The following is an 11,188-nucleotide window of genomic DNA, read 5'->3' as shown; positions in this document are numbered from 1 at the left end:
CCTCGGAGTGCTAGGTTCCTGGCGGCGGGCGAATCGCCCGGGCTCCCGCAGGACAGGGCGGTGCACACGAGGGAGAGCGATGGGTCCGCTGGTACTGATCGGGCTGGCGCTCATCGCGTCCGGCATCGTGCTGCTGTGCGTGGTGCTGGGGCCACGGTTGCGGCAACGGCTGCGGCACCCCGGTGCCCGTCCCGCCGCCCGCCCCCGCACCGTCGCCGATCTCGTCCGGCTCCGCTCCGAGTCGGGTGAGCCGGAGGGCGCCACGCCCACCACCACGGCTCCCACCCCCACGCCGAGCGTTCCCTCGCCGCGCACCGCCGCACCGGTCCCACAGGCCGCGCGCACGGCGTCACCGGTTCCCCGGGCCGCCTCGGTCGCCGCGGCCGGATCGCAGCATCTCGCCCGGGGAGCCCAGGAGCGGAGTGCACCTGCACCGGTCGCCGCGGCGCCGCCGGCGCCCGCCCCCGCGGAGCCGCGCCTGCCCACGCCCCACCCTCCGGCCGTCGCCACGAACGTCGAGGAGCCCTCCGCTCCCGAGGCCCAGCCCGCGCAGTCGATGCGGCACGTGCACCTCGACGGCGACGACGACGCCCCGTGGCAGCGCGCGGCCCGGATCGCCGCCGGTCTCGGCGACGGCCGGCCCTGGCAGGAAGCCGCCCCGGTGGAACCCGCCCCGGTCGAACCCGCTCGCGCCGAACCCGCGCCGCTGCGGCTCGTGCGCAGCGCCGAACTCGCCGGACCGACGGAGGTCGCCGTCCCGGTCGAGGGGGTCACGCCGCCGGAGGACGTCGCGCCGGTGGCAGCTGTCCTGCCGGTGGAGGCAGCGTCCGCCACTGCACCTCCGGCGGCGGCCGTGGCCCCGGAGGTCGTAGCCCCGGAGGCTGTGGCCCCGGAGGCTGTGGCCCCGGAGGAGCGTGCTGCCGGGTCGGAGCCGATCGTGTCGGAGCACGCTGGCGTCGCGGAGCAGGTCGTCGAGCCGGAGCAGGCTGCCGGGTCGGAACCCGCGGTCGTGGCGCAGGAGTCGGTGCAGCCACCTGCCGCGGTGCAGCCCGTCATGCCGGTCGCGACCGCTGAGCCTGCCGCTGCGGAGGCGTCTGCCGCGGTGGTGGAGCCTGCCGCGGTCGAGGCCGCTGCCCGGGTCGAAGGTGACGAGGGCACACCGGAGCCGCCGATCGCGCCGCCGAGCGCGGCCGCCCCCGCGCAGGAGTGGACGCCGCCCCCTCCGGTTGTGCCGACCACCGCCGAGCCGGTGGCGTCGGTCGAACCCCGGTCCCAGGATGTCCCCGCCTCCGCCGAGCCACGCGACCCGGTCGAGGCCGCGGCACGGCCCGACGAGCACGCGCAGGCCGAGCCCGGGTTTCCCACCGCCGCCGCGGCCGGCGCGCTCGGGCTCGCCGCCGCTGGTGCCGCCTGGGCGACGGCGCGGCCGCAGGCCGATCCGGAGCCGGTCGAGTACGAGACGGCCGAGGACTGGGAGGACCCGGCGCCAGAGGTCGTTCCGACGGCGGCGGTACCGGAGCGGTTCGCCGAGGCGAGCGCTGCACAGGCCACACCGCAGACCACACCGGCGGAAGCGACCGACGGCCCGCCGCCCGCGATCGCGCAGCAGGCATCCGGCCGGAGCGTCCGCACGCCCGACGAGCGGGCCGCGGAACAGGCCGCCGCCGACCTCGCCCTGCTGCGCACCTTCGGCTTCGCCGATCCGGGCCTGCGCCCGGACCAGGCGCCCGTCGTGGCGATGGCACGACCTGACGAGGAAGCGGGCGCCACCGCGGCGGGGGAAGCGCAACCCGTCCGGTACCGCGCGGTCCACCGGGACGCCACCACGGTGGCCGGCGCCGCGGTCACGTTGCTCGACGACCGCGGGGGTGACGTCGCGGCAGGCACCGCCGACGCCGACGGTCGCGGCGAGGTGCTCGCACCCGCTCCGGGCGGCTACGTGCTCGTGTCCACCGCGCCCGGTCACCTCCCGGGAGCCGTGGCGATCACGGTCACGACGTCGCCCGTGGAGGCCGACGTCCTGCTGGCGCGCGCGGCCTCGGTCTCGGGAGCGGTGCACGGTGAGGACGGCCCGGTCGCCGGTGCCCGTGTCACCCTCGTCCAGGACGGCGAGGTCATCGACGCCACCGACACCGACGCCGACGGCGGCTACCGCATCGGCGACATCGGCGCGGGGGAGTACGGGCTGTCGGTGGCGGCCCCGGGTTGCCAGCCGACCGCCACGATGATCGACATCGTCGAGGAGGCGGACCTGCGCAACGACGTCGCCCTCACCCCGGCGAGCCCCGTCGCGGATGCGGACCCGGCAACCGGCGACGTGATGAGCGGGTACCGCTGACGGAGGTCGTGATGGCGCACGGGCGGGCCGAGGGCCGCCTGCCCGGCACGGGCGGGGTGGAGCTGTTCTGGCAGGGCTGGCTCCCGCAGACCGACCCGCGCGCAGTGGTGCTGCTCTGCCACGGCCTCGGCGAGCACTCCGGTCGCTACGGCCACGTGGTCGACGCGCTGGTACCCGGCGGCTGGGCCGTGTACGGGCTCGACCACCGCGGGCACGGGCGTTCCGGCGGCCGGCGCGTGCACCTGCGTCGTTACGCCGACTGGCTGGCCGACTTCGACGGGTTCCGCCGCGTGGTCACCGCGCGGCACCCCGGCCTACCGGTGTTCCTGCTCGGCCACAGCATGGGCGGGCAGATCGCCCTGGCCTACGCGCTCGACCACGAGGGTGACCTCGCCGGGCTCGTCCTCTCCGCCCCCGCGCTCGCCAACAACACGGTGCCGAAGGCCGCGGTCGGCGTGCTGCGGGCCGTCGGGAAGATCGTTCCGACGTTGCGTCCGGCCGGCATCGACGCCTCGAAGATCAGCAAGGACCCGCGGGTGTACGCCGACTACGAGGCCGACCCGCTCGTGCACCACGGCCGTCCCACCCTCGGGCTCTCCACGGCGATCGTCGGGCAGTTCGAGGTGCTCCCGGAACGCGCGCGCGACCTGCGCCTGCCCGTGCTGGTGCAGCACGGCACCGACGACGCGATCGTCGACCCGCTGGGCTTGCGCCGCCTGGCCGCCACCTGCGGCTCGGAGGACCTCACGGTGCGCTGGTACGACGGCCTCTGGCACGAGATCTACAACGAGCCCGAGCGCGAACTCCCCTTGCGCGACCTGCGCGACTGGCTCGCCGCCCACGCATGATCCTTCCGAGGTCGAGCTGATCGCCCTCCGCGGGGCGATCAGGTGGATCTCGGATCGATCGATCGTTCCGAGATCGGGCTTTCCGCCCCGGCGAGGGCGTTGAGCTGGATCTCGCAACGATCATGGGCCTCGGTGGAACCGCCGGCGCCCCGGCGTCGTCAGTGCCGGTCGTGCTCATCGATCTGCGCCACCCGTTCCGCGGGGTCGACGCCGTGGCCGCCGGGCTCGTCACGCCCAAGGCCCTGCGCGGTCCGCGCTTCCGCCGCCTGTTCACCGGGATCTACGTCCGTGCCGACGTCGAGGTCACGCTCGAGGTCCGCTCCCGTGCCGCCCACCTTCTCGTCGAGGAGGTGGGCGCGGTCGCGGGTTTCTCCGCGGCCGAGCTGCTCGGGGCGTCCTGCGGGCCACTCGGTTGTCCGGCCGAGGTCGTCGTGCCCCGGGGGTTCCTGACGCCGCGGCCCGGCCTGCTCGTCCACCACGACGAGCTCGCGCCGGACGAGGTCACCGAGGTGTCGGGGTGCCGGGTCACCACGCCCCGGCGCACGGCCTACGACCTCGCCCGGCGCCGCCCGCTCGTCGAGGGCGTCGTCGCGCTCGATGCGCTGGCGTTCGCCATCGGATTCGACACCGCCGACATCCTGCTGCTCGCCCGGCGGCACCTCGGCGCCCGGGGGAGCGCGCAGCTCCCCGAGGTGGTCGCGCTGTCGAACGCCCTCGCCGAGTCGCCCATGGAGACCCGGATCCGGCTCGCCCTGCACTTCGCCGGGGTGCTGCCGCCGGTGCTGCAGCACCCGGTGGGGCCCTACCGGCTGGACATGGCTTACCCGGAACTCATGGTTGCCGTGGAGTACGACGGCCGGGAGCACCTGGATCCCGATCGGGCCCTGCGCGACCTGCACCGGGCCACCTACCTCGGCCGGCTCGGATGGATCGTGCTGCGCTTCCGGGCGGCGGTCGTGCTCGGCCGGCCGTGGTGGATCGGCGCGACGGTCCGCGACCGGCTCCGCACCGTCGCCGGGGAGCGCGAGGGCCGGCTGATCGATCCGAGGTCGAGCTGATCGCCCTCCGCGGGGCGATCAGGTGGATCTCGGATCGATCGATCGTTCCGAGGTCGAGCTTTCCGCCCTCGGGAGGGCGCTCAGCTGGATCACAGAACGATCAGCGGGGCCGGGGCTGCGCCGGGCCCATCTCGAACGCGATGCGGTCCGCGGTCACCGTCATCAGCGGGTGCCGCGGGAGGTGCAGGGCGCGCAGCTCGTCGGCCATCGGGTGCCCGCTGCCCAGCACCACCCGCGCGCCGCCGGGGGCGACCCGGATGCCGCCGATGCGGGCGCGCACCGGGCTGGCGAGCACCTCGCCGTCCCCGGGCGCGAGGACGGTGACCGTGCCGGGGACGCGCAGCGGCAGCCGCCACGGCAGGGTGTGCAGCGCGGCGGTGAGGACGTGCCGGCCCGCCTCGTCGGCGAGGTGGCAGGTGGCGTCGGGGCCGGAGATGGACAGCTCGGCGCGGGCGAGCCACTTCGGCAGTCCCCACAGCGCGCGGCCCGCCTCGAGGGTGAACGGCTGTGTCACCGGGAGCTGGTGGACGTATGTGCCGGTGATGCCGCGGTGCCGGACGAGCAGCGCGACGCCGACCTCGTCGTAGACGCCGAGATCGTTCTCCCGGTAGTCGACGAGGGCGAGGACGAGCGGGGTGCGCCCGGCCACCGTGACGAGCTCGAGCCCGGTGCCGGCGACCAGCTCCGCGGCGCGGTCCGCGCGCACCAGGTAGGTCGCGCAGGCGGCGACCGCGTGCCCGATGCGCACCGGGAACGCGACCCGGCGGCCCTGGATCTCCCAGCTGCCGTCGTCGAGGGGCGTCGCCATGCGCCGGACAGTAACCGTCGGCCGCGTCGCGATGGCCGGACATTCCTCCGCCCGGGTCCCGGGCGGTGGGACCGGCTGGAGATCGGCGGCGCGATGTGGTCACATACGCCCATGCCGCCCGCCGCCGTCCTCGGAGAGATCTGGGGCTCCCGCCGCGCGGACGCGTTCGACCAGTGCTGTTGCCCGAGCTGACCTCCTCGCGTCCGCTCGCACCCGTCACCACTGGAGTCCTCCCGTGCTGCTGCACACCCCCACACCGCTCGCGCTCGGCGACCTCACCGCCCTGACCCGTGACGTCGCCGCCGAGGTGCGCGCCGGCGTCCACCCCGTGCACGTCGACCCGGACCGGCGTTGGTACCGGCTCCTGCGCAACGATGCGTATGTGGATGTCTGGCTGATCAGCTGGGCCACCGAGCAGGCCGCCGAGCTGCACGACCACGCGGGCTCGCTCGGGGCGATGACCGTGGTGTCGGGCAGCCTGGTCGAGCAGCGCTGGACCGGGCACGAGCTGCGGTCGCGGCGGGTGCGCCCCGGCCGCGGCCTCGGATTTCCGCTCGGCCATGTGCACGACGTCGGCAACCCCGACGTGGAGCCGGCCGTGTCGGTGCACGCCTACTCGCCGCCGCTGACCGCCATGTCCTACTACGCGGTGGATCCGGGTGCGCGGCTGCGGCGTACGCGCAGCGTGCTCGTGGACTCCGCGCCGTGAGCGCGGTCGACGATCTCCTCGCGGCGGCCCGCGCCCGCCTCGACCGGCCGGACCCGCAGCGGGCGGCGGAGCTGGTGGCGCGCGGCGCGGTACTGGTCGACACCCGCCCCGGCTGGCAGCGCGCGCAGGAGGGCGTGCTGGTCGACGCGCTGGTGATCGAGCGCAACCACCTCGAGTGGCGCCTCGACCCCAGCTCGGACGCGCGCATCCCCGAGGCGGTCGATCACGACGTCATGTGGATCGTCGTGTGCTCCGAGGGCTACAGCTCGAGCCTCGCGGCCGCGTCCCTGCAGGACCTGGGCCTGCGCAACGCCACAGACCTCGACGGCGGCTACCGCGCCTGGAAGGCGGCCTTCGGCCGCCCGTGAGTGGACCACGCTGTGCCCATGGTTCGCTCGCTGCGCTCGTTCACGAGCGCGGGAGCGCGTGCAGGGCCTCGACGAGAGGGGCCAGCTCGGGTGCGTCGCAGGCCTCGTCGAGCGTGGCCTTCAGCGTGGCGTCGTGCACCGGGCGGGCACGTTCCAGCAGCTCCCGGCCCTGTTCGGTGATCTGGCTGTAGATCCCGCGGCGGTCGTCGTCGCACAGGTAGCGCGAAAGCAGACCGCGGTTCTCGAGGCGGTTGACCAGCCGGGTGGTGGCGCTGTGTGAGAGCGCGGCCGCGCGGGCGAGCTGCTGCATCCTCATGTGCCAGCCATCCTGGCGGGCCAGCGCATCCAGCACCGTGTACTCCACGACCGACAGGTCGAACCCGGCCTGCAGCGCCTTCTCGAGCGCCTCCTCCAGCCGGCCGTGCAGCGCGGCGAGCGTGCGCCAGCCCTGCGCTCGGACCTCGACGGCGTCGTCGGCGATGGACATCGCGGCACCTCCTCCTGTGCGCACGAGCATACGTGCTTGCCGCAATAGGCAGCGTGTGCAACTGTTGCGGACGCGCGCTAACGGCGTGCGCCCAAATTCTTCGGAGGAACCTGCAATGCCCCTCGCTCTGCTGGCCCTCGCCATCAGCGCCTTCGCCATCGGGACCACCGAGTTCGTCCCGACCGGCCTGCTCCCCGAGATCGCCGCGGACTTCGGCGTCGACATCCCCGCGGCGGGCCTGCTGATCTCCGGCTACGCGCTGGGGGTCTTCGTCGGCGCGCCGCTGCTCACCGCGGCGGCCACCCGGTTGCGCCGCAAGCCGGTGCTGCTCGCGCTGCTGGGCCTGTTCGTGATCGGCAACATCGGCTCGGCGCTCGCCCCCGACTACCCGACGATGATGACCAGCCGGATCGTCGCGTCGCTGTGCCACGGCGCGTTCTTCGGCGTCGGGTCGGTGGTCGCCGCCGGGCTCGTCGCGCCCACCCGGCGCGCCGCCGCGATCGCGATGATGTTCACCGGGCTCACCCTGTCCAACGTCCTCGGCGTGCCGCTCGGCACGCTCGTCGGCCAGGCGTACGGCTGGCGGGCCACGTTCTGGGTCGTGGCGGCGCTGGGCGTGGCCGGGGCGGTCGGCGTCCTCGCGCTCGTCCCCGACCGCCCCGCCGACCCGGCCGCGGACCTGCGGGCGGAGCTGTCGGCCTTCCGCCGTCCCCAGGTGTGGCTGGCCCTGGGGATGACCGCGCTCGGCTTCGGCGGGATGTTCGCATCGTTCACCTACGTCGCACCGCTCATGGTCGACGTCGCAGGCTTCCCGGCGGGCGCGCTCACGTGGCTCGTGTTGCTGTTCGGCGCCGGGCTCGTCGTCGGGAACCTCCTCGGTGCCCGCGCCGCCGACCGCGCCCTCATGCCGACGATCGTGGTGTCCATCGCCGCGCTCGCCGTCGTCCTCGCGGCGTTCACGGTGACCGTCCGGTCGCCGGTCCCCGCCGCGGTCACGCTCTTCCTGCTGGGCGTCGCCGCGTTCGCGACCGTGCCGGGCCTGCAGACCAGGGTGCTCGACGCGGCAGGCACCGCGGGCACGCTCGCGTCCGCGGTCAACATCGGTGTCTTCAACCTCGGCAACGCCGTCGGCGCGTGGCTCGGCGGCCTCGTGATCGCCGCCGGCCTCGGTTTCCCGGCGGCGAACGCCGTCGGGGCGGCCATGGCCGTGGGCGGTCTCGCCGTCGCCGTCGTCGCGCTCGTCCTCGACCGCCGTTCCACGCTCGTCACCGCATGAAGGAGCAACCCATGACCAGGACCGCACTCGTCGTCGGCGCCCGGGGCGTCATCGGCGGCACGCTCGCCGAGCACCTCGCCGGCCTGCCCGGCTGGGACGTCGTCGGCCTGTCGCGCCGCGGCGGGCCGGCCGACGGACCGGTGCGCCACGTCGCCGCCGACCTGTTCGACCCCGCCTCGGTGCGTGCCGCCCTGCGGGCCCACCCGGGCATCACGCACGTGTTCTACGCCGCCTACCAGGACCGTCCGACCTGGTCGGAGCTGGTGGAGCCGAACATCGCGATGTTGCGCACCGTCCTCGACGCCGAGCTCCCCGAGCTGCAGCACGTCAGCCTCATGCAGGGCTACAAGGTCTACGGCGCGCACCTGGGCCCGTTCTCGACGCCGGCGAAGGAGAGCGACCCGCCGCACATGCCGCCCGAATTCAACGTCGACCAACAGCACCTGGTCGAGGAGCGGGCAGCCGCAGCCGGCTGGACCTGGTCGGCGATCCGCCCGTCCGTCGTCGCCGGGTTCGGCCTCGGAAACCCGATGAACCTCGGCGTCGTGCTCGCCGTGTACGCCTCGATCAGCAAGGAGCTGGGCGTGCCGCTGCGGTTCCCCGGCAGGCCCGGGGCGTACGACGCGCTGCTGGAGCTGACCGACGCCGGCCTGCTCGCCGAGGCGACGGTGTGGGCGGCGACCGAGCCGCGGGCGGCCGGGCAGGCGTTCAACATCGCCAACGGCGACCTGTTCCGGTGGAACCGGATGTGGCCGGTGGTCGCCGACGCGTTCGGGCTGGAGGTGGCGCCCGCGCTGCCGATGTCGCTGCAGGACGTGATGGCCGACAAGGAGCCGGTGTGGGACGCGATGGTCGCGCGGCACGGCCTCGCCCCGACGCCGTACTCGGACGTCTCGTCGTGGGCGTTCGGCGACTTCGTCCTGTCGTGGGACTACGACATGTTCGCCGACACCTCGAAGGCGCGTCGGTTCGGCTTCCACCGCTACGTCGACACGGAGGCGATGCTGCTCGGCCTGTTCGACGATCTCCGCGAGCGGCGGATCATTCCCGGGTAGCCTGCGCCCCCATGGGCGGACAGGCGCCGGCGGTGGCCGGGAGCATCGGGACGAACGACAGCGTCGCCGTCGCGGGGAGCGTGGCCACGGGCGGCAGCGTCGCGGTGGCCGGGAGTGTGGCCACGGCGGGCAGTGCCGGGGTGGCCGGGAGCGTCGCGACGTCCGGCAGCGCCGGCGTGGCCGGCAGCGTGGCCACCGGCGGCAGTGTCGGGATCCTCGGCTCGCTGCTGACGCTGCTCAGCGTGGGCCTCCTGGCGTGCATCGCGTGCCTGGGCTGCGTCGGGTGCCGCCGCTGCGTCGCGTGCGTGGGATGCGTCGGCTGCGTGGACTGCGTCGGGTGCGTGGGCTGCGTCGGCCTGCGCGGCGCCGTCGGCCAGGTGGGCGTGCGCGCGTAGTCCCGCGGTCACGGGGCGCGGAGCGGCTCGTGGAGGGCGTCGTGGAGGGCGTCGGCGTTGCGGTCGAACCACGCCCGGGCCCGCTCCTGGCGCGCCACGGCTTCCGGTGTCCAGTAGGCGGCGAAGCCGGGCACGCCGTGGGCGGCGCCGTCGCGCACGATCCCCATCATCCAGGCGTGCGAGTCGCGCAGTGCCTGGACGAAGGCGGCGCGGCCGGGGGCGTCGAGGCCGTAGGCGTCGAGCAGGATGCGGGTGCGCTCCAGCTCCCGCCCGTGCCGAACGTCGGTGGTGTCGGCCGGGTCGCGCAGTGGCGCCCACAACCGGGCCGCCGCGGCCACGTCCCACACGGGGGAGCCGGGCGCCGCCAGGTCGAAGTCGATCAACGCGACGGCCCGGCCCGCCCGGAAGACCACGTTGTCGAGGTTCGGGTCGTTGTGCGCGATCCCCCGGCCGTCGAACGGGGCGGGCGCGGGGTGCGACCAGTGGTACGGGGCCGGGTCGAACGCCGCCGTGGCATCGTGGAAGCGACGCAGCAGCTGCCCGACGCTGCGCAGCGCGTCGTCGGTGAGGCCCCAGGCAGGAGCCGGGGCGGTGACCGCGTGCCCGGGGACGTAGCTGAGCACCTCCCGGCCGGTGTCGTCGACGCCCAGCACGCGCGGCGCGCCCTCGAACCCGACTTCCTCGAGGTGGCGCAGCAGCGCGTGCGTGGCGGTGCTGGTGGCGCGCAGCGGGCGCCGAACCGTGTCGCCGACCCGGTGCACCTGCCCCCGGTTGGCCGTGCCGCCGAGCAGCGGCACCTCCACCGTCAGGCCCCCGCTCTCATTCCGCGGCCGTCGCGATCAGCGACTCGGCCAGGGTCGAGTGCGTCACCAGGCTGTTCACCATCCCACCCCGCACAGCAGCGAGCACGGCCCGCACCTTCGCCGGCCCGTACACGATCGCGATCACCTCGGGAACCGCGCGCATCTGCTCGGCGTTGATGCCGATCATCCGCTCGGTCAGTTCGGACCGTACCGGCTCCCCGGCCGCGTCGACGAGCACTCCGGAGATCTCGGCGCACACGCCGCGGTGCGCGAGCTCGCGGCGTTCCGCCTCGGCGGTGGCGTCGTAGAGGGTGGACTGCTCGGGTTCCCACGCGCCGACGCCGGCGACCGCCCGCGTGACCGAGTCGATGCGGGTGAACGCCTGCGCGACCTCCGGTTGCCGGCGCAGGGCCCGCGCGGTGGCCGCGTCGGGCACGGACATCGGTGCGTAGAAGTAGTACGCGGGCCCGCCGGCCACGCGGGCGACGTCGCGGACCACCTCGATGGAGCTGTCGTCGACGCCCGAGCGCGCGAGCGCACCGGTGAGCTGGACGACCGGGACGGCGGCGAGCCGGCGCAGGGCGGTGGCCATCGCGCTCACCGAGCGGGCCCAGGACAGCCCGAGGACGTCGTCGGGGGTGACGATCTCGGTGAGCAGCTCGGCGGCCGCGGCTCCGAGGTGCTCGCGCATCGTGGCCGGCAGGTCGTCGGGGGTGTCGGTGACGACGCAGTGCGTCAGGCCCAGCGCCGACATGAGCCGCCCGGAGAGTTCGACGTCGACGGAGCCGGGGTGGCCGATCTCGATCCGGACGAGCCCGCTGCTGCGCGCGTCGTCGAGGAGGCGGGCGACCTTGAACCGGCTCAGCGCGAATTCCTGCGCGATCTCCACCTTGGAGCGGCCGTCGAGGTAGTAGCGGCGCGCGACGGACGCCGTCAGCACGAGCTGTGCGGGCCCGTGGGCGCTCTCGTCGGTCGTGGCCACCGGAAACCTCCCGCGCTCATATGAGCGGTAGCGCGCCCATTCTTGCACAAGGCATTGAACT

The 11,188-nt window shown here is 74.7% G+C and carries 12 protein-coding genes; 8 read left to right on the top strand and 4 right to left on the bottom strand.

All coding sequences use genetic code 11. The annotated features are described in order from the left end of the window. Positions 1 to 79 precede the first annotated feature (79 nt). From CFP66_RS06610 to CFP66_RS06600, 3 genes are all read left to right on the top strand, one after another. A complete protein-coding gene (locus CFP66_RS06610) occupies positions 80 to 2,338 on the top strand; it encodes a carboxypeptidase-like regulatory domain-containing protein (protein ID WP_094921084.1) in 2,259 nt (752 codons plus the stop codon). A gap of 11 nt (positions 2,339 to 2,349) precedes the next feature. Further along, positions 2,350 to 3,186, top strand: coding sequence for an alpha/beta hydrolase (locus CFP66_RS06605; RefSeq protein ID WP_094921082.1), 837 nt, complete (start codon positions 2,350 to 2,352; stop codon positions 3,184 to 3,186). Between the two features lie 170 nt (positions 3,187 to 3,356). After that, a complete protein-coding gene (locus CFP66_RS06600) occupies positions 3,357 to 4,244 on the top strand; it encodes a DUF559 domain-containing protein (protein WP_143517134.1) in 888 nt (295 codons plus the stop codon). Between the two features lie 100 nt (positions 4,245 to 4,344). Here the strand turns inward: CFP66_RS06600 and CFP66_RS06595 are convergent, their stop codons facing one another. Then, positions 4,345 to 4,992 carry an acetoacetate decarboxylase family protein gene (locus CFP66_RS06595; RefSeq protein WP_369804975.1) on the bottom strand — a complete coding sequence of 216 codons (648 nt, stop codon included), beginning with the start codon at positions 4,990 to 4,992 and terminating at the stop codon, positions 4,345 to 4,347. Between the two features lie 295 nt (positions 4,993 to 5,287). Between CFP66_RS06595 and CFP66_RS06590 the strand changes: the two genes are divergently transcribed. Together CFP66_RS06590 and CFP66_RS06585 are read left to right on the top strand one after the other, a co-directional pair. After that, the gene (locus CFP66_RS06590) at positions 5,288 to 5,761 is read left to right on the top strand and encodes a cysteine dioxygenase family protein (protein WP_233159177.1); all 474 of its coding nucleotides are present in this window, start codon (positions 5,288 to 5,290) and stop codon (positions 5,759 to 5,761) included. Further along, the gene (locus CFP66_RS06585; RefSeq protein WP_094921076.1) at positions 5,758 to 6,129 is read left to right on the top strand and encodes a rhodanese-like domain-containing protein; all 372 of its coding nucleotides are present in this window, start codon (positions 5,758 to 5,760) and stop codon (positions 6,127 to 6,129) included. Before CFP66_RS06590 ends, CFP66_RS06585 begins: the two co-directional genes overlap by 4 nt. Positions 6,130 to 6,169: 40 nt before the next feature. Here the strand turns inward: CFP66_RS06585 and CFP66_RS06580 are convergent, their stop codons facing one another. Further along, a complete protein-coding gene (locus tag CFP66_RS06580; RefSeq protein ID WP_094921074.1) occupies positions 6,170 to 6,616 on the bottom strand; it encodes a MarR family winged helix-turn-helix transcriptional regulator in 447 nt (148 codons plus the stop codon). Between the two features lie 115 nt (positions 6,617 to 6,731). Here CFP66_RS06580 and CFP66_RS06575 point away from each other — a divergent pair, with 115 nt between their 5' ends. The 3 genes from CFP66_RS06575 to CFP66_RS06565 are packed head-to-tail and all read left to right on the top strand — an operon-like array spanning position 6,732 to position 9,342. Beyond that, positions 6,732 to 7,892 carry an MFS transporter gene (locus CFP66_RS06575; protein WP_094921073.1) on the top strand — a complete coding sequence of 387 codons (1,161 nt, stop codon included), beginning with the start codon at positions 6,732 to 6,734 and terminating at the stop codon, positions 7,890 to 7,892. An 11-nt stretch (positions 7,893 to 7,903) separates the two neighbouring features. Continuing rightward, entirely contained in the window at positions 7,904 to 8,947 is a 1,044-nt protein-coding gene (locus CFP66_RS06570) for an SDR family oxidoreductase (RefSeq protein ID WP_094921071.1), read from the top strand. Between the two features lie 11 nt (positions 8,948 to 8,958). Then, a complete protein-coding gene (locus CFP66_RS06565; RefSeq protein ID WP_094921069.1) occupies positions 8,959 to 9,342 on the top strand; it encodes a hypothetical protein in 384 nt (127 codons plus the stop codon). Positions 9,343 to 9,350: 8 nt separating this feature from the next. Here the strand turns inward: CFP66_RS06565 and CFP66_RS06560 are convergent, their stop codons facing one another. Further along, positions 9,351 to 10,145: a phosphotransferase gene (locus CFP66_RS06560; protein ID WP_198961254.1), complete on the bottom strand. Its 795-nt coding sequence runs from the start codon at positions 10,143 to 10,145 to the stop codon at positions 9,351 to 9,353. Between the two features lie 16 nt (positions 10,146 to 10,161). Beyond that, positions 10,162 to 11,127, bottom strand: coding sequence for a sugar-binding transcriptional regulator (locus CFP66_RS06555; protein WP_094921066.1), 966 nt, complete (start codon positions 11,125 to 11,127; stop codon positions 10,162 to 10,164). Positions 11,128 to 11,188 lie beyond the last annotated feature (61 nt).

This window comes from Pseudonocardia sp. MH-G8 (genome assembly GCF_002262885.1).
Classification (GTDB): Bacteria; Actinomycetota; Actinomycetes; order Mycobacteriales; family Pseudonocardiaceae; genus Pseudonocardia.
Note: the sequence above shows the minus strand (reverse complement) of the source record. Positions and strands in the feature narration are given on the sequence as shown.